Below are 21104 nucleotides of genomic sequence, written 5' to 3'. Positions count from 1 at the left end.
TTTTTGGGAACGGTTGCGGAAAATGGGAACGGTTGCGGGAACGGTTGCGGAAAAACAGCCGTTTTTTTTCTTGTTTTTCCAGCAAAATCGTTCTATCTTTGCAGCGTGAAAAGGAAAAACGATTTCTCAAATCGCTCTATTCCTACACAAAACAAAGAATAAACAATATTAAGTATCACAATCAAACCTAAAAAAAGAATATGGAACAAGATTCAAAATTTCAAGCGAACACTTCGCTAGAGAACAATTCGCAGGGAAAGGTTCCCTTCATCAGTAAGCTCGCCTATGGCATGGGCGATGTGGGCTGCAACTTCAGTTGGATGTTCGTGGGCAACTTCCTCATGATTTTCTACACCGATGTGTTCGGAATCAGCATGAGTGCCGTAGCAACCCTGATGCTTGTATCCCGATTCTGGGACGCCATCAACGACCCCATCATCGGCACACTTACCGATAAGACCCACACCCGATGGGGACGATTCCGCCCTTGGCTGCTCTTCGGAGCTCCTATCACGGCACTGGTACTGATACTCACCTTCTGGGCTCATCCGGAATGGAGCCAGACCGCCAAGATTATCTATATGGCAGTAACCTACTGCATCCTGGTGCTGGGATATACCTGCGTGAACCTGCCTTACGGCACACTCTGCGGAGCCATGACGCAAGACATCGATGAGAGAGCCAAGCTCAACACCAGCCGTTCGGTGAGCGCCATGATGGCCATCGGAGTAATCAACATCGTAACCGTTCCGCTCATCAGCTGGTTTGGCGCAGGCGATACCAAATATGGTTATCTGGCTGTGGCAGTACTCTACGGCATCATCTTCGCCGCCTGCCATCTGTTCTGCTTCCATAAGACCAAGGAAGTGGTAGAAGTTCCTGTGGGACAGAAGCTCCCATTAAAGGTGCAGCTTCGTTCCGTGATGAAGAACAAGCCCTATCTGCTCGCCCTCTTAGGACAGTTACTCTTCGGTTTCATCCACTACGGACGCAACGCCGACATGCTCTACTATTTCACTTATGTAGAAGGTTCGGCAACGCTCTTCTCCTACTATTCCATGGCCATCATCGTGCCAAGCATCATAGGTGCAGCCTGCTTCCCTCTGGTATTCAGAAAAACGGGCAACAAGGGTTTCACGGCAGCCATCTTCGCTTTCCTCACCGGTATTACGATGATAGGTCTGTACTTCTTCAGCCCTAACGGCAGCGCCATCATGTTCTATCTGTTCTCAGCTTTGTCGTGGTTCTTCTTCTCAGGCTTCAATACAGCCATCTATGCCATCATCCCCGACTGTGTGGAGTATGGCGAGTGGAAGACGGGCATCAGAAACGACGGATTCCAGTACGCCTTCATCTCGCTGGGCAACAAGATAGGAATGGCACTCGGCACATCGCTCCTCGCCATTGCTCTGGGCAGCGCAGGATACGTAAGCAATGCCATGCAGAATCCGGAAGTATTGAGCATTATGCACCACGCCTTCAGCACCATTCCGGGAGTCTTGTGGATCATCACCGCAGGATGCCTCTGCTTCTACAAGCTCAACAAGAAGCAATACAAGCAGATCATGACCGATCTGGAGAATAAGAAGAAAGAAAGAAAATAAGAAGAAATAAAAAAGAGCCCACTTAAAAAGTGGGTTCAGCAAAGAATATAAAGATAAACCGGGATCTTTCATCCCACCAACATAACAATAACAATTTCAAAACATTATAATTATGAGACAGGCAATATTGGTAGAACCAAAGCATATCGAATTCAAGGAAGTAGCAGAACCAAAGGCAGCAGACTTAACTGCTCATCAGGTTCTCGTCAACATCAAGCGCATCGGCATCTGCGGTAGCGAGATTCACTCTTACCACGGTCTTCACCCAGCCACCTTCTATCCAGTGGTTCAGGGACATGAGTACTCTGGAGTGGTTATGGCTGTAGGCAGCGAAGTTACCGTCTGCAAGCCTGGCGACCATATCACCGCTCGCCCACAGTTGGTTTGCGGCAAGTGCAACCCTTGCAAGCGCGGACAGTATAATGTTTGTGAGCACCTGCGTGTTCAGGCTTTTCAGGCAGATGGTGCAGCACAGGATTTCTTTGTAGTAGATGACGACCGCGTGGCTAAGTTGCCGGAAGACATGAGCCTCGACTATGGTGCCATGATTGAGCCTTCAGCCGTTGGTGCCCATGCCAGCAACCGCACCGACGTGAAGGGTAAGAATGTAGTAGTGAGCGGTGCAGGAACCATCGGCAACCTCATAGCCCAGTTCTGCATTGCCCGTGGCGCCAAGAATGTACTCATTACCGATGTAAGCGACCTTCGCCTGGCTAAGGCTCGCGAATGCGGCATCAAGCACACCCTCAACATTACCAAGAAGACCTTGAAGGAGGCTGCCCAGGAACTTTTCGGTGAGGAAGGCTATCAGGTAGGTTTCGAGGTAGCAGGTGTAGAAGTTTCCATCCGTTCACTGATGGAGACCATCGAGAAAGGTAGCGACATCGTTGTTGTGGCAGTCTTTGCCAAGGACCCATCCCTCAGCATGTTCTATCTCGGCGAACATGAGTTGAGACTCATCGGTTCAATGATGTATCGCCACGAAGATTATCTCACAGCCATCGATTACGTAAGCAAGGGCATCGTCAACCTCAAGCCACTCGTAAGCAACCGTTTTGCCTTCGAAGAATACGATGATGCCTATAAGTTTATCGACACTCATCGCGAAACCAGCATGAAGGTTCTCATCGATTTCGAACAGAAACCTGGAGAGAAGAAGTAAAGAGATAGAAGAGAAGAAATATACTGCAAACGATTGCAGAAATTGGAAACGATTGCGGGAACGTTTGCAGAAAGTTTAGATGATTTTCTTTGTGAAGGTAGCAGAAAAATGCTACCTTTGCAACAGAAATCAAGTAACATCTCTAACATTCTTAAAGTAAAAATGACAATGGAAAAGAAACAATCAGTAATAGGTATTGGCGAGGCACTCTTCGATGTGCTTCCAGAAGGAAAGAAGCTAGGTGGCGCTCCTGCCAACTTTGCTTACCACGTTTCACAGTTCGGACTCGAAAGCTGTGCGGTCAGCGCAATGGGCGATGATGAGCTGGGCAAGGAACTGGAGAAGGAACTCAACGATCACCATCTCAACTATCAGATAGACAAGGTAGCCTACCCTACAGGCACCGTCCAGGTTTCGCTCGATGCCAACGGCATTCCATGCTACGACATCAAGGAGGGAGCAGCCTGGGACAACATTCCCTACACGCCAGCCCTGGAAAAGTTGGCAGAGAATTGCACCGCAGCCTGCTTCGGTTCGCTAGCTCAGCGCAACGAGGTTTCCCGTAACACCATCTATCGCTTCCTCGACCACATGCCTAAGGGCGAAGGTATCCTCAAAATCTTCGACATCAATCTCCGTCAGGGATTCTATAATAAGGAAATTATCACCGAGAGCATCAAGCGATGCAACATCCTCAAGATCAATGATGAGGAATTGATTACCGTAAGCCGCATCTTCGGCTATCCGGGCATCGACCTAGAGAACAAATGCTGGCTTCTCTTGGGCAAGTACAATCTGAAGATGCTCATCCTTACCTGCGGTGTAAACGGCAGCTACGTATTCACCCCTGGCGAAGTTTCATTTATTGAGACTCCGAAGGTAGAAGTGGCAGACACAGTGGGTGCCGGTGATTCATTCACAGGCGCATTCGTGGCAAGCATCTTGAAGGGCAAGAGCGTAAAGGAAGCTCATGAATTGGCAGTAAAGGTTTCGGCATTCGTCTGTACACAGAACGGAGCCATGCCGATCTTGCCAAAGGAATTTACAAGATAAGCCCTTATTTGCCCAAATTATATGCAAATTATAATTATCAGTAATATATGGTTTAAGTAATTAGTTAACGTTTATAAGGTTCATAGTTAATTAGGTTTATTAGTTTATTTTGTAGTAAAACCATGAAAAGAATTGTAGTTATTGTTTTGATGATGGCTGCTTGCCTGGGAAACGCCCAGGCACAGCTCCATCTGAAAGCCAACGTGCAGAACAATCATCTGTGGCGTGGCATGGAAGTTTCCGACGGCATCGTCCTCCTCACCGACCTGAGCTATACGATGGTCAACGACCACGTTACCGTGGGACTTTGGGGAGGCTGCAACTCGGAAGGCTCCTACAAGGAGTTTAACCATTATCTGAATCTGAAGGCTGGCTGTTGGGGATTCGCCCTGTGGGACACCTACAACTTCTCCCCTGGCGCCACTTATAATAATAAGGAATACTGGAACTATTCTGCCCATACCACCGGCCGATTCCTCGATGCTACATTGAGTTACCGGTTCCAGGACGAGAAGTTTCCACTGCTCCTAAGCTGGTCAACGGTAGTATTCGGACGCGACCGCAACAGCGACAATACCGAGCAGAAATATTCCACCTTCGCCTATGCGGAATACCCTATCTACCAGAAGGATGGCTGGAAGGTTGATGCAGGAGTAGGTGGAGCCTTCGCCCTTAACAGAGCTGGCGAGGATGCCCACTTCTTCGGAACCACGGCAGGCATCGTTCACGTATCGCTGCAAGCCACCCACGACCTCAAGCTCGGCAACTACACCATTCCGGTTTACGCCAAGGGCATGTGGAATCCGCAGAGCAACCAGAGTTATTTCCAGATTGGAGCAGAAATCATCCGCTTCTAAATCTTCAAAAAACACAGAAAGTTTTATCATAACAATCATCTAAACACAAATTCATTATGAAGATTAAAGATTTTACAACAGGCGTGCAGCACATCGGCATTCCTACCAACGACATCAACAAGACCATTGAGTTTTATCATGCCCTGGGCTTCGAGACTGCCCTCCGCACAGTAAACGGCACCGAGGAAGTAGCCTTCCTCCAGCTCCACAATCTCATCATCGAGACCTATCAGAACCATCAGGCTAAGATGGAATATGGAGCCGTTGACCACATCGCCATCGATGTAAAGAACATAGACGATCTCTTCCAAGTTGTGAAGGAAGCCGGAACATTCAAAATGTTGGATCAGCAGGTAAATGGTCTTCCTTTCTGGGAGAATGGTGTAAAGTTCTTCACCATCGAGGGTCCTAACAAGGAGAAAATCGAGTTCTGCGAGAAACTCTAATCCGCAGCTGACTTTTAGATAAACACAGATTAGCATAGCAATACAAGAGAAAGAGATAAAAATGACGAAAGTCCAGCTTGGAGCCTTTCAGAGAGAGGCATCCGAGTTGGACTTTCTTTTTTCGTTTTCCTTGAGGAATATGATGCGTTTTTCCCTGATTGATGTTTCAAGGATATTAATGATGCTCAGGCACAATGGCGAGATACACCAGATCATGGTCGGTGAGGTTCTCCATATAATGAGCATGGTTCATAGGGCAATAATGCACCTGTCCCTGTCGAACCTCCTCCACGGTATCATCATAATGGAAAGTAGCAGTGCCGCTTACCACATAGATAATCTCGCAGTTGCCCTCGTGAGTATGAAGACCAGTTGATGCACCCGGACGCAAGGTAGAATACATAATCTTCACCTTGTCATCCACATAGTTACGGGTGTCGAGTTTACCCTGTCCACCCTTGAAGCCCTCCAAATGAGCCTCAGCAATCTTTTCGAAATCTATTACCATCTTTATAATGTTTATTGTTTAATGTCTAATATTTACTTGGCTTTTATAGATGAAGCCCTGCAGCTTACTTTGCTTTCGCAAAATACTTCCAGAGCGGAGCCGCCATCAGGCTCTGCCAGATTTCTCCCTTCTCCAGCATTTCCATCACTTCTTCTCTTGAGAAGAGGCGAATCTCGATATCCTCAGCCTGGTCAAGATGCTGAACATCCATGCGCTCCACATCCGTAGCCAGATAGCAATGGGTAAGATTAGTATGAGTGCTCGGATTAGCCGAAATCGTCATCCACTTCTGCCAGTTTCCGCCACCGAATCCAGTCTCTTCCATCAGCTCTCGCTTGGCAGCCGCCATCGGGTCCTCGCCCTTCTCTATCACTCCTGCGCAAAGTTCATTCACCGTCTTACCTATCGCATAGCGATACTGGCGAACGAAGACGAACTCTCCCTCCTTCGTAATGGCGATGGTGTTCACCCAATCAGGATATTCCAGCACGTAATATTCATCGATAATGGCTCCCGTAGGCAATTCCACCTTATCCACTCGTGCCGTGAGCCATGGCTTCTCTATCAGATACTTCTGCGAGAGCGTCTTCCATTTCATATCTTTATCAGCCATTTTCTTACTTCATTTAAAAAACTGGATTTTCTTTATTTTAATTGATGGTGCAAAAGTACGAAAAAAGATTGAAAGGATAGAAATATTTCTATGAAAATGACAGTTTTTCAATTTTTTTTGCCGTACTGGATATTGACAGCGAACACCTCAGCACCTTCGATGATATTGATAAGAATTGGCTGGAGAAGGTAGCAGAACTATTCACCTGATTCCTTAATATTCATTTCCCTCTTCCTTGATTACACTCGGACCGTCGATGAGTTCAGGCTGAGGGGCATTTCTGTTCACATCACCATATGCTCTGCCCAGATCGCTCATCGTAATACTGATGTTGCGGTTCACGGGTCTGTCCTTATCTGAAAGGCTGTGAGAGAAGAGCCACTGATAGGTTTTCTTCAGATAAAACACGCGGGCAGGGGTACCGTGATTGGCACCCTTCCACCAGTCGTATATCAATCGGGTATCCTTGCCATCCTTTTCAAGTTTATCTACCACCACCTTCGATTGCTTGACCGGTACTGCCCTATCTGCTGTGCCATGGATAATCCAGAAAGGCAAATCGCCCAATCCGCTCACATCCTTATACGAACAGCCGCCACACAGCGCCATACCGGCAGCTATCCTGTCGGGATAAGTAGCACAGACATCCATGGTGCCATAACCGCCCAAACTCATGCCCAAGACATAAACCCTATTAGAATCGCATGGGTAATTCTTCTTCACCCAGTCGAGCATATCCATGATTTTCTTCGGATTCCAGGCTCCTCCCGGATTCTGCGGAACGATGGTCAGCGCATCGATATCGCGCCCCTTGACGATGGCATCAAGCGGTCCGTATCTTCTCACCTTATTCAGATTCTTGCCGCAAAGACTGGCACCATGCAGAAAGATGATGACCGGTGTCTGCTCTTGCGAATAAAAATAATCTACTGGCGTATAAACCCAGAAGTTGTAACCTCCCGGAATCTCATCTTTCACAGCTCGCAGAAAGTCGTAAGCCGACATGCTGCATACGGAAAGACAGAATAATATAAACAAAAATATCTTCTTCATTTTCTTCCTTTTTTACCTGTTTAGTATCACGCTCCCTGTTTCATACGATGAACGTTCATCACACAAAAGTAAGTAAATATCAGCATATTACCAAATATCCTCCCTATATTTTTCTTTTTTTTATCCAAAAGAAAGATTCGTTTAAACTTCCAGGTAGAAAGATAAACAACGATTATTTGTGTTAAAAATCATAAGAATCACATCGGTTCGCATTATTTTTATTATCTTTGCATCATAACAAGACATATAATAAATAAATATAGAATTATGAATGTAGGAGATAGAATACCAGAGATTCTTGGCATTGACCAGGACGGACGTGAGATAAAGGCAAGCGACTACCGTGGTCGCAAGATTGTGCTCTACAGTTATCCGAAGGCTAACACCAGCGGATGCACTGCCGAGGCCTGCTCCCTGCAAGCACATAAGGAGGAGTTGGCAGCAGCCGGTTATGAGATTATCGGCGTGAGCAAGGACAAACAGGCTCTGCAGAAGAAGTTTGCCGAAACCAAGGGTTTGCAGTTCCCTCTTATCGCAGATACCGAAACCACCCTACTGCAGGAACTCGGCTGCTGGGGCGAGAAGGTAACCTGTGGCAGAAAGACCATCGGCATCCTCCGCACCACCTATCTTGTCAACGAAGAAGGCCTCATTGAGAAGATCTTCACTCCTAAAGAGATCAAGACCAAGATTCATGCCGAGCAGATTCTGGATTATATTCATCAATAAAGAACAAAACGAACGAAGTGGGAAAAAGAGTATGTTAGAACACATTGCAGATTTCACAGCGTGGCCAATCCTTACGGGAATTTTCATTGGCTATATTGCCAACCGCATCATGAGCGGCGAAGGCAAAGGATGTTGTATGAACCTATTCATAGGTATTGTGGGCAGTTATGCCGGCGCCATCATCAGCAATCTGCTGAACATAGAACTGTTTGGCAAGGGTTATCTTACCAACTTCATTTTCTGCGTCATTGGCGCCATAGCGGTATTGTGGATTTGGAAGAAGCTCTTCGATTAGTATTCTTTTTATTGGTAAAAAAACATAAGATTATGACAAACAAGGAATTGATACTCGCCCAACTGATGAGGGCGATGATTAAGTATGATGGTGGCGATGCGCCACTCATCCAGCATTTCGTAAAGGTGCACGACTTTGCCCGTATGATTGCGATAGCAGAGGGAATGACCGGAGAAGACCTCTTCGTGCTCGAAGCAGCAGCCATTCTTCACGATGTAGGCATTCACGTTTCACAAGCCAGATACGGCAACTGCGATGGCAAACACCAGGAAGAACTGGGTCCTGACGAGGCAAGAAAAGTACTGTCAGAAGTAGATGGATTCACAGCCGCACAGATAGAAAGAATCTGCTGGCTCATTGCCCATCATCATACTTATCAAGATGTTACCAGCCTCGACCACCGCATTCTGCTCGAAGCAGATTTTCTGGTGAATTCCTTCGAAGCCCACCTTGCTCCCGAAGGCATCATCACCTTCCGCAATCATGTATTCCGCTCGGAATCAGCTATCAGTATGCTGAATGATATGTGGGGACTGTAACGAAAGTTACTTTCTTGGAAAGAGCATCATAGAGGGAAGGTGAAAGTACAACAAACTGCTGTTATGTGTTTTAATTAAAATAATACCTTTATTCTATTTCACTTCTGTCAGTTTGCCCGTCTGTGAGTCAATGATATAACCATGAAGATTGACATCTTTTGGTACGAGAGGGTGTGTACGGATCGTATTGATGGTATTCCTTACAGAATCCTCTGTGTCGTGGAATCCCTCCAGCCAATGGTCGAGGTCGATGCCGCAAAGCCCGATGGTATCGATAACATTCTGATGGATGCCACGTTTGAGCATCAATTTCTTCATCTGCTGTCCGTTCATGTGGCATGCACCGCAGTTGGAGTGGGCAATGACCATGATTTCCTCTACACCCAATTCGTAGATGGCTACAAGGAGACTACGCATGGCAGAGTCGAAAGGACTGATAACCAGTCCACCGGCGTTCTTGATGAGCTTGGCATCTCCGTTCTTCAGGCCCAAAGCTGCTGGCAGAAGCTCAGTGAGGCGGGTGTCCATACAGGAAAGAATGGCAAGTTTCTTGTCTGGATATTTACTCGTAAGATACTTTTCGTAAGCCTTACTGGCTACGAAGTTTTCATTATACTTGATGATTTCTTCTATAATCATAGTCATGTAAATTGAAATGTGAAACTAAATTTTCCTATTTCTCAGGGGTTGGCTTGAGGTAAGCCATGAATTTCTCTGGCTGATAGTTGAGAACCAGCTCATCCGGGAACTCTGCTTTTTCTACCAGTGGCATAATGTTGCTGTAGTCGGCAATCATCGTAGAGAAGTGGGCATCACTTCCGAAGATGACTGGAGTTTCATACTTCTTGGCAAGTTCCAGCAGTTCCAGATTATTGGGAGCAGCCACAGTCTTGTGGCGGATGGGAGCCATGGAATGATTGTTGATTTCAAGCAAGGTATGCGTCTCCCTGGAAACTTTCATGAGTTCCTCGAAATCCAGTTCTGCCGTACCATCGCCGGGATGAGAGATAATCTGCACGAAGGGATTGCGCATGGCATTGATGACACCCTGCGTATTCTCCTCCTTACTTCCTCCCTGCCAGCAAAGGCTATGGATGCCTGCTATTCGGATATCCAGCATACGCCAGTAATCCTTGTCGAGATCGATATCTCCCTTCGTATTGAGGATGTTGAGTTCTGCTCCAAGCATCAGTTTGATTCCATAGAGCTGGCGTGGAACACAATGAAGGTTTCTGAAATAGATAGGATCACAGGTACCCGGGATATTGGGACCGTGCTCTGTGATTCCCAAGATATCCAACCCTTTCTCCTTTGCTGTCAAGGTCATTTCCTGCAAACTGCTGAAGGCATGACCTGATGCTATTGTATGTGTATGAACGTCTAATAATGTTTTCATGGTGCAAAGGTAATGATATTTACTAAGAATGTAAGAGAAACAACTATTAATTAATCAAAATTTGTTTTTACGGATATTTAAATTAATAATAAATCACCATTTTATGTTGGTTTTATTCAGCTTCAAGCTCCAATAGCTTTCTCTTTGCGTCCAATCCTCCGGCAAAACCTGTAAGGGAATGATTGCTTCCGATAACTCGATGGCAGGGAACGAAAATGCTGATGCCATTAGCTCCAATGGCACTTGCCACGGCTCTGATGCCGTTAGGTTTGCCTATACTTATAGCTATTTCCTTATAGCTTCTTGTCTCTCCATAGGGTATTTCGAGCAATGCATGCCACACTTTTTTCTGGAAATCAGTTCCTACAGGATGCAACGGAATATCAAATATCTTGCGGTTACCGGCAAAATATTCATCCAATTGCTTTTTGGTCTGATCCAGGATTGGGGATGTTTCTATCTTGAAATCAGCCTTCATATACCGTAAAAGCCGATGCTTATTGCGCTCTGCACATGGCATTTCATTCCAATCACAAAGGCACAGTTCGTCACCCATCGATGCCAAGATGATTTCTCCGCAAGGCGAATTGTAATATTGAATGTTTACTTGCTTCATTGTCTTAAACTGATATTTTTTGTTCATAAATCATATAGGTAAAAGAGGTATGAGAAAACTGTTTGACGAATCTCATATTTAACCGCCATACTAAGTAGTGTATTATATTGTTCTTTTCACGCAAAGGTAACAAATATTTATAGATTACACAAGAAAAAGTACTATATAATGCTCGTTTTATAAAAAATTTTAATTTTATGGGATTTTTTTTGGCTATTTAGCATTGTATATTGATTTTTTCTTATCTTTGCAGGTACAATTCAAAAGATTGATTATTATGCAGATATTATTGGCAAATGCCAAAATCATGTTTGAGAAGGCAGACAGGAAGCCTATCTCCGTGCCACTATTCCAATCAGTTGCCAATGACTTGGCCAAAGAAATGGCAATGATGAATGTAGAGGATTTGGCTAAGCAACTGGATTGCAGCAGCAAGATTGCAATGACGAACTGGAAGCGATATCATGATTTTATGGCTGCAGAGAAGATGCCGGCTATCCTGGCTTACAATGGTCAGGCATACAAACATTTGCGTGCCAGTTCTTTGAGCGAGGAGTCGTTAGAATATGCCCAGAAACATCTCTGGATTACCTGCTTCCTTTATGGATTGCTTCGACCGTTGGATGGCATCGTACCTTATCGTATGGAGCATTGCGTATCTCTCGAAGCAACAAACGACAGGCCTATCAATCAGTTCTGGAAAGACAAACTGACAGATGTTCTCATCGATAGTGTGAAAGCTGACGATGGCATACTCATCCATCTTTCTACAGAGGAATATGAACATCTGTTCGATTGGAAGAGAGTATGTAAGGAAATAAAGGTCATTCAGCCACTCTTTTATGTCCGCCAGAAAGACGGCAGATTGAAGATGCAGGCTGTATGGGCTAAATCTTGCCGTGGAGCCATGGTGAGATATATTCTGAATAATCAGCTTCTTACTCCAGAGGAACTGGCAGGCTTCAGTTACGAAGGTTTTGAATATGAGCCAGAATTAGGAGAAGCTGCTTTTCCTCATTTCGTTCGTTGAAATAGAACAAAAGCAAACAAACGTTATAAAAGGAAGATGCTGTATGTTTGGATTGAATGAGAGCACCCAATATATCATAGAAGTATCATCATTTTACGATGAGGGTGTGTCATAAGTCTGTGACGCACCCTTTTTTTGTGTGTGTTTCTATATATTCTAGTTGAATCGTAGTCTTTCTTCACAAAGGGAATCTTATTATATTGTATAGAAACTTTACTTTTCTTGTTTTATCGATAACAAAACAGCCCCAAAGCTCACAAAAGGGCATAGTTATCCCTGACGATAAAAAAACAAAATTGAGTTTTATCGTTTTATACCCAAATATTTCTTCAAATTGAATCCCATTCCGAACAATCCTAGATCCATGTAAACCTTGTCCATTCCAAAATGCCTGAATCGCTTATAATGCATATCTGCCTTCATCTGCCCAAATACAGCTTCCGGCTCTATCGGTCGCTGGCTTCTGTGTTTCAAGCCCTCTTCAGACGTTAGTAGCAGGAAGGCTTCCTTTTTATATGCATTCAGTTTATGGTTGACATATATGGTTCTGTTGCCTTTGGATTTCTTGCAGAGACTTCCAAGCGGACATCCATCACATCGTTGTGCTCTATATAATGTAATGACAGACACATAGCCGGAGTCACTTTTCGTTTGCCGTTGTCCACAAGGTTCCATGTGTTGTCCCATGGGGCAGACATAATAGTCATCATCCCTGTTGTAGTAGAAGTTCGCTTGGTTGAAGGCATCCTCCTTGAAAGGCTTATGCTGTTCCTTGTGAAACCAGTTGTACTTTACATAACCCATCATTTCTTCCATCTCTAGGTACTCGTAGTTCTCCTCCGAGCCATACCCTGAGTCTGCGGTGACGCTCTTGGATTGCTTTCCATATCTTTTCTTGTACTTATCCAAAAAAGGCTTGAAGGTCAGGGTGTCTGTTGGATTGGGATAAAGGGCGAAATTCGTCCAATATTGATTCTCTGTCGCAATTTGAAGGTTATAGGCAGGCTTTGTCTGCCCATTGTTCATGGCATCTTCCTTGAGGCGCATGAAGGTCGCATCGGGATCAGTCTTGGAGTAACTGTTTCTCTCGCCCAGTATATCCAGTGATTTTTCATACTCGCACAGTTTGTCCGAGGCTTTGAACAAGTGATCTATCTGAGTATTTAGCTTTTGCTTCTCTCTTCCTGTAAGCTTTGCCTTAGGAAGGTTCTTAGCTTGCCTCTCACACAAACGTGCACTTCTCTCTACATCCTTGGCGGAAGTGGCTGGCTCGCTGTCTTCTTCCTTAATGTCACTCCCGCCATTCAGGCGAATTTGTTCTTTTATCTGAGCCAATGCAGCAGAGGTCTTTTCCAAGAGCTTAGCCCTGTTCTTTTCCACAGTCTTCTTCCATACAAACGTGTACTTGTTTGCTTTCGACTCTATCTTAGTGCCATCAACATATTGTTCCTCCAGACTAATCACGCCCTTTTCAACCAATATGGAGACGACTGCATCAAAATAAAAGTCGATGCATTTAATCATATGATTGGATCTAAAGCGGTTGATTGTTGCGAAAGATAATTGCTTACCTCCACAAATCCACATATAGCGAACATCGTATTTAAGTGCGTCCGCTATGCCACGACAGGAATAAACGCCATTGATATAGGCAAAAACAACTAAACTTAGAAGCATCTTCGGACTGTAAGGAGGAGCACCAATCCCATCATAGGTATCCATGAGAGGGTTGATGTCCATACTGCGAACAATACGATCCACCATACGAACTTTGCTGTCTTTTGGCACATAATCATCGAAAGAGTTAGGAAAAAAGCTCAATTCGTGCCGAGTTTCAGATTTTATTTGTATCTTTGCCATACTTAAAGAAGTTTTCTGCAAAGATACAAATCTTTTGCGGAAAGGCAAAGCCCGAGCTTGTGAAAGTTTGGGCTTTGTTGTAAATAAAAATGTTTTTTAAAGATTTCGTATCTGTGAAAAGGCAAAAAATAAAAAGGGGTGCGTCACAGACTTATGACACACCCTCACTAAAGAGGTTATAGTTGTACGACTAAAGGGTATACAGTTGTACAACTAAACAGGTTATAGCTGTACGACTAAAAGGTGTTGTCACTAGGCTCAGCAGAGGTGCTGACTGCAGTCAGCAGACCTGCTGACTAGGCTCGGCAGAGCTGCTGAGCCTAGTGGCAATGTCTGAGAAGGTATATGCTTGTACTCTAAAAGACGCTTGTTCTGACTCCAGTAAACGCTTCTTTTAACTCTCGGAGACGCATCCTTCAACGAGAAGAGACGCTTCATTCAAGTTAAGGAACCGATTCCGTCAACCTAAAGAGCCGTTTCAACAACTACGTCTTAGTTACTCCTTCTTCCACAAACGATAGAGCGTTATAGGACCTTCCTTGGTAGCATACATTCTGGCAGCCGGTTCCTCACAGAGATCATTCAACACCTTATTGGCATGATAGCGGGTAACACCGAATTCACGAATCATATCCTTCACCGTGATATAACCCTGCTGCTGACAAATCTCTACAATATCAGTAAACTCCTTATCCGCCTCTTTTGGAGTAGATTTCACACTCCAATACTGTCGGCTGCAACCATTAGAGTGGCGCTTCAGCCTCTCCAGAAACTCCTTCGTGGGCTGAATTTCCAAGCCGCAGATATCCACCTCATTGGCTGGAATCAGATCCCCCTCATGATAGGTTCTTTTCCATTCGATTCCATTTTTGTCCTTATGCTTCACCATCCCCAGCTTAGGCTTGACGATAAACATATCGCCTACCCTCACCTCGTTGCCTTCAGCCAAGGCGTAAAGCGTTTCATCCTCCAACGTTTCCAATGCAGAGATAAAGGACGAAACGTTCATCGCACAATGATCGCGAACACGCTTTTCCATCTTCTCCCTGTCAACGACATCCTGTTTCACGAACATCGGATGTATCTGATACTTACCGCTTTCGTCCTTCAAGGGCGTGCGATGCTCCAAATAATTGATTGAACCTGTTGCTCTAGCCATATTCTTAGTTTTTTTTGATTCTTTAAAAGATTATGCGCAAAAATACTGATTATTAGTGAGATAAGCAATTATTTTGTGTTAACTTTGCTAAATCTGACTCATACGAGCCATTATAATCAAGATTATCTGTGTTAAAATTCACAAGAACACCTCATTTCTCATTATTTTTTATTACCTTTGCCCCAAATAACAATTTAAAACAAAGGATATGAGCACATCAACTAATGCGATTACTCCCGATTTGCAAGCGAAGCTTGACAAGGCGAGAGAAGAACATAAAAACGGAGAAACTCTGTGCTTTGGCACTGCTCAAGATGCTATCGCATGGATGGAAACCTTATAGTGTTGCGAATAGACTCCTTATGGATGAAATTCCAGTATCCATTAAAACTTGTTGGCCATCATAATGACCAACAAGGAAATTTGAATGTATAACAATTTAAAAAGAAAGAGATATAAGAAACAGAAAAGAAAGATATAACATAGTAAGATTATAAACTTGCGTTTACTAATTTGTTCGGAATACACTTGAAATTTGGCGATTTAAAGTAGTAACGTACGAAAGAGTAAGTTCTGTAAACGCCTACGCTATAGCGTGGGCGGAACTTATCGTATGTTACGGGCACGCCAAAGCCTCAAGTGTTGATAAGGGAAGCTCACGCTTCTTCTTTGTCTTCACTTCATCAAGGCTTTCCTTGGATGGCTTTCTGCTAATCCTTCTGTCCGCTGCCCGTTTTACTCCGATAATGATTTAGTTCCAAACGCACCCATCAGCTATAGCAAAAGACGTTGGAGTTCGCTTCAAAGTTTGTTGCTATACCTTATTATATATAGTAACCAACAATGAAAAGAGCTACGAATGGACAAATTAAGAATGCAGAGTAGTAATGGTGTCGAGGATAACATTACGAAAATTGCGCAGCTGTTTCCCGACTGCGTTACGGAGACCGTGGATGAAAGAAGCGGTCAGCCAAAGCACCTCATAGATTTCGAGAAACTCAAACAGAATCTTTCTGATAGTGTGATGTCAGAAAGAGCGGAACGCTACCAGTTTACCTGGCCCGACAAGAGCAAGGCGATTCTCCTTGCCAACTCTCCTATCAATGCCACACTTCGCCCTTGCCGTGAAGACAGCGTTGATTTCGACAACACCCAGAACCTTTATATCGAGGGCGACAACCTCGATGTTCTCAAATGTCTGAAGGAGACTTATCTCCACAAGGTGAAAATGATCTATATAGACCCACCTTACAATACCGGAAACGATTTTGTTTATGAAGATGATTTCGCTCAGTCTTCAGAAGAATACCTCGCCAACTCAGGACAGTTTGACGAGCAGGGCAACCGTATGTTTACCAATGCCGAAAGCAATGGCAGATTCCATACTGATTGGCTCAACATGATTTATCCGAGATTGAAGGTTGCAAGAGACTTGCTGACCGATGATGGTGTGATATTTATCTCTATTGACGATAATGAGGTAGAGAATCTCAGAAAAGTTTGCGATGAAGTGTTTGGAGAAAGTAACTTTGTTGCTCAATTCATTTGGAGAGGAGGAAGAAGAAATGCAGCAAAATTCATTTCAACATCACATGAGTATATAATCTGTTTTGCTAAAAATCTTACTTTTTGCAATGAACACAACATCAGTTGGCATGAAAAGAAAAAGGGATTAAACGAAATATACAAAAAAGCAGAAGAACTAAAAAAAATCAATGGAACAGATTACGAGAAATCATCTGCACAATTAAAATCATGGTATAAATCTTTACCTGATGATTCTGAGAGTAGAAATCATTCTCACTATAGTTGGATTGATGAGAATGGAGTATACTTTGCTTCAGATATATCTAGAGGAGGAGGTGGTGGTCCCAAATGGGATATTGTAAATCCCTATACTCACAATATCGTTAAAACGCCTCAACGAGGTTGGGCTTATTCAAGCAAAGAGGACTTATTGAAAGACATTAAAAATGGGTTAATTCATTTTAATGGCGATGGAGTTCCATGCAAAAAAAGATACCTAAAAGATAATGAAACGCAACTGAAAGAAACCGTATTTTATAAAGATAGAAGAGGTAGCAGTAAGAGATTACGTTCCCTCATGGGAAATGATTGTTTTTCATTTCCTAAAGATGAAGAAATATTAAGTAGTTTCATCGACTCTTTTACTGACAAAAATTCTCTCATCCTCGACTTCTTCAGTGGCTCCGCCACCACAGCCCATGCCGTCATGCAGCTCAACTCCGAAGATGGCGGCAACCGCAAGTTCATCATGGTGCAGCTCCCAGAAAAGACCGATGAGAAGAGCGAAGCTTTCAAGGCAGGCTATAAGAACATCTGTGAAATAGGAAAGGAAAGAATAAGAAGAGCCGGCAAGAAAATCAAGGAGGAGTCTCTTTTAACCACTCAGGACCTCGATACTGGCTTCCGTGTGCTGAAACTCGATTCCACCAATATGCAGGACATTTACTATTCTCCAAAGGATATTTCGCAAGCCGACCTCTTCTCGCAGGTTGATAATGTGAAGCCGGATAGAACGGGCGAAGACCTGCTCTTCCAGGTGATGCTTGAACTCGGTGCAACCCTGGATTCTAAGATAGAAACGACAACGGTAGCTGGCAAGACCATCTATAACGTTGCCGAAGGATACCTCGTGGCTTGCTCCGACCCGAATATTACCGACGATGTGGTAAAATCCATCGCTCAGATGCAACCAGCCTATGCCGTGCTCCGTGACACCAGCATGAAGGACGATTCCACCGCCACCAACTTCGAGCAGATCTTTAAAACATATTCTCCTGACACAGTCACCAAAATCCTTTAGAAAGGTAAAAAAGTAAAAAGGTAAAAAAGTAAAAAGAACATTTTTGCTGTGTTTACTTGAAACTTGTAAAAGTAAAAAGAGCTTTACTGATTACGATTATGAAACTGAAGTTTAAGATACAACAATATCAGACCGATGCCGTGGAGAGCGTCATCAACGTCTTCAAGGGGCAGCCCAACCAAGCCAACCTGGAATACAGGATGGATAAGGGAAAACTGTATGTGGTTGATAGCAAGAAGCATGACATCAAAATCGTTCAAACAGATGTCTTTGCTGATAACGATGATGCGGGCAATAGCCTGGGCTATAAGAACAACCGCCTAGTCATGGATAAGGTGGCTCTCTTTGACAACATCCGACAGATTCAGACCGAGAACAATATCCATCAGGATGAAGAACTCTGTCAGAAGCTCGGTGCCTGCCAGCTCGACGTGGAGATGGAAACCGGTACGGGAAAGACATACGTCTATATCAAGACGATGTTCGAACTGAACAAGCAGTATGGCTGGACCAAGTTTATCGTGGTGGTTCCAAGCATCGCCATCCGAGAAGGAGTGAAGAAGAGCTTCGACATTACGGTAGATCACTTCATGGAGCAATACGGCAAGAAGGCTCGCTACTTCATCTACGACAGCAGCAGCCTCAACGACATCGACACCTTCTCGCAGAGCAACGACATCAGCGTGATGATTATCAATACCCAGGCCTTCAACACCATGAAGGAAGGAGCCAAGAACAAGGCGGCACGCATCATCAACTCCGAACGAGATGAGTTCGGTTCCCGAAAGCCTATTGCCGTTCTTGCTGCCAACAACCCTATCATCATTCTGGATGAACCGCAGAAGATGGGAGGTGCCGCTACACAGACGGCACTCAAAGCCTTCAATCCGCTCTTCACCCTGAACTACTCAGCTACCCACAAGGAGCACCACAACACGGTGTATGTGCTCGATGCACTCGATGCCTACAACCACAAACTGGTGAAGAAGATAGAGGTAGTAGGCTTCGAACTGAAGAATCTGAAAGGTACCGACAGCTATATCTATTTCGCAGAGCTGCTACTCTCGAAAGACAAGGCACCACAGGTAAGACTGGAGATAGAACAGCAGAGCACTACGGGAGCCATCAAGCGAATCTATAAGAAGTTGGGAGAAGGCGATGACCTCTATAGTGCCTCCGGAAACATGCAGCAATACAAGGGGTTCATGATTACCGACATTGTGGTGGATGTCCTCCAGCCAAGTCGCAGCCATGTGAAGTTCAGTAACGGCGAAAGTCTGATGCTGAAGGAAGTAATCGGTAACGTAACTGCCGACCACAAGGCTCGCATCCAGATAAGGGAAACCATCAAGGCGCACTTCCGCAAAGAGAGTGCACTCTTCCATCGTGGCATCAAGTGCCTCTCCCTTTTCTTTATCGACGAGGTTGCCAAGTATCGCCAGTATGATGAAGACGGCAATGCGATGCTGGGACGCTATGGAGAAATATTCGAACAGGAATACCAGGCAGAACTACTGGAGAATCAGAATAAGTATGACCCGGAGTATATGCAGTATCTCAGCTGCATCCCTGTCAACAAGACCCATGAAGGTTATTTCTCCATCGACCCCAAGACCAAGCGCATCAAGGACAGCGATGAGAAGAAGGGAGCCGGAAGCGATGACGTATCGGCTTACGACCTGATTATGAAAGATAAAGAACGGCTGCTGAGTCTCGACCCAACTTACTCGCCAGTTCGCTTCATCTTCTCCCACTCTGCCTTGAGAGAAGGTTGGGATAACCCGAATATCTTCCAGATCTGTTCGCTCAGACAGGCAAACAGCATCTCGCAGAAGCGTCAGGAAGTGGGACGAGGATTGCGACTCTGCGTTGACAACAAGGGAGTACGACAGGATGCCGATACCCTGCAGGGACAGGTGCAGCAGATTAACCGCCTTACCGTGATTGCCTCTGAGGGCTATGCTGATTTCGTAAACGACCTGCAGAAGAATATTTCGGAAGATCTCTATGACCATCCGAAGGTTGCCGACATCGATTACTTCGATGGAAAGACCTTCACGATTGAGGATGGTAGCAAGCACAGCATCACGACATCAGAAGCCAAGAAGATATATTTCTATCTGGTAAAGAACGGTTATGTGGATGACGAAAGTCATGTAACCGATGCTTACCGCTCTGCCGCAACATCGGGAACACTCGCAACATTGCCAGATGAAGTAAAGCCATACGGCAAATGGATTCACAAACTGATAGAAGGCGTTTGGAATCCTTCTGCCCTTGACGGTATGATAGAAAACGGAAGTACACCGCAGACTCCGGAGAACAGACTGAATGAGAACTTTACGAAGAAGGAGTTCCAGGAACTCTGGAATCGCATCAACCACAAATACGCCTATACGGTGAACTTCGAATGCAAGGAACTGATAGAGAAAGCCATTGCTGCCATCAACAAGGAACTAGTGGTTTCGAAACTGAGCTACGTGGTAACCCGAGGAGTGCAGAAGACGGAACTGAAGCACGACGACATGAAGGCGGGCAGCATGATGGTGCAGGAAGAAATGCAGCATGATGACCTGAGAACGGATGTCGTAAGCACCGTAAAGTACGACCTGCTGGGCAAGATAGCCACCAACACCCGATTGACCCGCAAGACCATCGCCGGGATTCTGAGTCAGATTAAGCCAGAAAAGTTTAATATGTACAAGATGAATCCGGAAGAGTTTATCCGCAGGGTAAGCCGCCTGATACTGGAGCAGAAAGCCACCATCATCGTAGATCATATCAGTTACAACGAGATAGAGGGAAGCTACGATTCCGCCATCTTTACGGAGGAGAAGCATACCTCGCTCGACAAGGCTTACCAAGGCAGGAAGAGCATCGTGGATTATGTGTTTACCGATGGTACGGCAAAGCAGAGTGTGGAACGCAAGTTCGTGGAAGACCTCGATACGAGCACCGATGTTGCCGTATATGCCAAATTGCCAAAAGGCTTCCACATTCCTACCCCTGTGGGCAATTATTCTCCCGACTGGGCGATAGCCTTCAAAGATGGTGCCGTGAAACATGTCTATTTCGTAGCCGAAACCAAGGGCAGCATGTCAACCCTCGACTTGCGAGGCATAGAAGATGGCAAGATAGCCTGTGCCGACAGGCTCTTCGAGCAACTCTCAGGTTCGGGCATCTACTATCATAAGGTAACCAACTACGACGACTTGATGGAATGGGTGAAATAATTCGTAATGTTAAATGTTATCGCCTCCTCTTTCACCAGTTCCGCCTTCGAAGCCTTGAAGGCGGAACTGGAGAAAGAGGAGGAAGTGCGCTTTATCTTTTTTTTGATGATTTCAACACCACCCA

20 protein-coding genes are annotated in these 21104 nt (G+C 44.9%); 12 read left to right on the top strand and 8 right to left on the bottom strand.

Going from position 1 to position 21104, the window contains the following annotated elements:
• Nucleotides 1-200: 200 nt before the first annotated feature.
• The 5 genes from ONT08_RS07740 (at nucleotide 201) to ONT08_RS07720 (ending at nucleotide 5122) form a co-directional block, all read left to right on the top strand.
• Entirely contained in the window at nucleotides 201-1604 is a 1404-nt protein-coding gene (locus ONT08_RS07740; RefSeq protein WP_117587718.1) for an MFS transporter, read from the top strand.
• Nucleotides 1605-1716: 112 nt separating this feature from the next.
• On the top strand, nucleotides 1717-2766 hold the full coding sequence (locus ONT08_RS07735; protein WP_264959647.1) for a zinc-dependent alcohol dehydrogenase: 1050 nt from the start codon (nucleotides 1717-1719) through the stop codon (nucleotides 2764-2766).
• 168 nt (nucleotides 2767-2934) lie between these two features.
• Nucleotides 2935-3819, top strand: a complete 885-nt coding sequence (locus tag ONT08_RS07730; RefSeq protein WP_118200927.1) for a carbohydrate kinase family protein — start codon at nucleotides 2935-2937, stop codon at nucleotides 3817-3819.
• 122 nt (nucleotides 3820-3941) lie between these two features.
• Nucleotides 3942-4676, top strand: a complete 735-nt coding sequence (locus ONT08_RS07725; RefSeq protein ID WP_117587721.1) for a hypothetical protein — start codon at nucleotides 3942-3944, stop codon at nucleotides 4674-4676.
• Between the two features lie 56 nt (nucleotides 4677-4732).
• Nucleotides 4733-5122: a VOC family protein gene (locus ONT08_RS07720; protein ID WP_117692306.1), complete on the top strand. Its 390-nt coding sequence runs from the start codon at nucleotides 4733-4735 to the stop codon at nucleotides 5120-5122.
• A gap of 175 nt (nucleotides 5123-5297) precedes the next feature.
• Here the strand turns inward: ONT08_RS07720 and ONT08_RS07715 are convergent, their stop codons facing one another.
• The 3 genes from ONT08_RS07715 to ONT08_RS07705 all read right to left on the bottom strand — a co-directional run bounded on the left by ONT08_RS07715 (nucleotide 5298) and on the right by ONT08_RS07705 (nucleotide 7296).
• The gene (locus tag ONT08_RS07715) at nucleotides 5298-5630 is read right to left on the bottom strand and encodes a cupin domain-containing protein (RefSeq protein WP_022122055.1); all 333 of its coding nucleotides are present in this window, start codon (nucleotides 5628-5630) and stop codon (nucleotides 5298-5300) included.
• 64 nt (nucleotides 5631-5694) lie between these two features.
• Nucleotides 5695-6243, bottom strand: coding sequence for an NUDIX hydrolase (locus ONT08_RS07710; protein WP_117587722.1), 549 nt, complete (start codon nucleotides 6241-6243; stop codon nucleotides 5695-5697).
• Between the two features lie 213 nt (nucleotides 6244-6456).
• A complete protein-coding gene (locus ONT08_RS07705) occupies nucleotides 6457-7296 on the bottom strand; it encodes a phospholipase (protein ID WP_437181606.1) in 840 nt (279 codons plus the stop codon).
• Between the two features lie 267 nt (nucleotides 7297-7563).
• On the opposite strand from ONT08_RS07705, the gene ONT08_RS07700 reads away from it, so the two are divergent.
• The 3 genes from ONT08_RS07700 to ONT08_RS07690 are packed head-to-tail and all read left to right on the top strand — an operon-like array spanning nucleotide 7564 to nucleotide 8859.
• Nucleotides 7564-8025: a peroxiredoxin gene (locus tag ONT08_RS07700; protein ID WP_118085989.1), complete on the top strand. Its 462-nt coding sequence runs from the start codon at nucleotides 7564-7566 to the stop codon at nucleotides 8023-8025.
• 31 nt (nucleotides 8026-8056) lie between these two features.
• A complete protein-coding gene (locus tag ONT08_RS07695) occupies nucleotides 8057-8320 on the top strand; it encodes a GlsB/YeaQ/YmgE family stress response membrane protein (protein WP_117587725.1) in 264 nt (87 codons plus the stop codon).
• Between the two features lie 32 nt (nucleotides 8321-8352).
• Nucleotides 8353-8859 (top strand): HD domain-containing protein, encoded by a 507-nt coding sequence (locus ONT08_RS07690; protein ID WP_117587726.1) that lies wholly within the window; start codon nucleotides 8353-8355, stop codon nucleotides 8857-8859.
• A gap of 93 nt (nucleotides 8860-8952) precedes the next feature.
• On the opposite strand, the gene ONT08_RS07685 is transcribed toward ONT08_RS07690, so the two are convergent.
• From ONT08_RS07685 to ONT08_RS07675, 3 genes are all read right to left on the bottom strand, one after another.
• Complete coding sequence (locus ONT08_RS07685; protein WP_117587733.1) at nucleotides 8953-9495, bottom strand: beta-class carbonic anhydrase; 543 nt, start codon at nucleotides 9493-9495, stop codon at nucleotides 8953-8955.
• A 37-nt stretch (nucleotides 9496-9532) separates the two neighbouring features.
• The gene (locus ONT08_RS07680) at nucleotides 9533-10255 is read right to left on the bottom strand and encodes a phosphatase (RefSeq protein ID WP_117587727.1); all 723 of its coding nucleotides are present in this window, start codon (nucleotides 10253-10255) and stop codon (nucleotides 9533-9535) included.
• A gap of 112 nt (nucleotides 10256-10367) precedes the next feature.
• Nucleotides 10368-10871, bottom strand: coding sequence for a methylated-DNA--[protein]-cysteine S-methyltransferase (locus ONT08_RS07675; RefSeq protein WP_200758233.1), 504 nt, complete (start codon nucleotides 10869-10871; stop codon nucleotides 10368-10370).
• 277 nt (nucleotides 10872-11148) lie between these two features.
• On the opposite strand from ONT08_RS07675, the gene ONT08_RS07670 reads away from it, so the two are divergent.
• A complete protein-coding gene (locus ONT08_RS07670) occupies nucleotides 11149-11901 on the top strand; it encodes a YaaA family protein (RefSeq protein ID WP_118201923.1) in 753 nt (250 codons plus the stop codon).
• Between the two features lie 303 nt (nucleotides 11902-12204).
• Here ONT08_RS07670 and ONT08_RS07665 read toward each other — a convergent pair whose 3' ends face one another.
• Both ONT08_RS07665 and ONT08_RS07660 read right to left on the bottom strand, forming a co-directional pair.
• Nucleotides 12205-13761, bottom strand: a complete 1557-nt coding sequence (locus ONT08_RS07665; RefSeq protein ID WP_118200255.1) for an IS1182 family transposase — start codon at nucleotides 13759-13761, stop codon at nucleotides 12205-12207.
• A 496-nt stretch (nucleotides 13762-14257) separates the two neighbouring features.
• Entirely contained in the window at nucleotides 14258-14920 is a 663-nt protein-coding gene (locus ONT08_RS07660; protein WP_117587729.1) for a hypothetical protein, read from the bottom strand.
• A 208-nt stretch (nucleotides 14921-15128) separates the two neighbouring features.
• On the opposite strand from ONT08_RS07660, the gene ONT08_RS07655 reads away from it, so the two are divergent.
• The 3 genes from ONT08_RS07655 (at nucleotide 15129) to ONT08_RS07645 (ending at nucleotide 20980) form a co-directional block, all read left to right on the top strand.
• On the top strand, nucleotides 15129-15263 hold the full coding sequence (locus ONT08_RS07655; RefSeq protein ID WP_254973341.1) for a hypothetical protein: 135 nt from the start codon (nucleotides 15129-15131) through the stop codon (nucleotides 15261-15263).
• A gap of 516 nt (nucleotides 15264-15779) precedes the next feature.
• On the top strand, nucleotides 15780-17747 hold the full coding sequence (locus tag ONT08_RS07650; RefSeq protein WP_264959646.1) for a site-specific DNA-methyltransferase: 1968 nt from the start codon (nucleotides 15780-15782) through the stop codon (nucleotides 17745-17747).
• A 98-nt stretch (nucleotides 17748-17845) separates the two neighbouring features.
• Nucleotides 17846-20980: a type III restriction-modification system endonuclease gene (locus ONT08_RS07645; protein WP_118200014.1), complete on the top strand. Its 3135-nt coding sequence runs from the start codon at nucleotides 17846-17848 to the stop codon at nucleotides 20978-20980.
• Nucleotides 20981-21104: the final 124 nt, after the last annotated feature.

It is taken from the genome of Segatella copri (assembly GCF_026015465.1).
GTDB lineage: Bacteria > Bacteroidota > Bacteroidia > Bacteroidales > Bacteroidaceae > Prevotella > Prevotella copri_E.
This window is presented reverse-complemented; position numbering and strand designations above follow the sequence as displayed.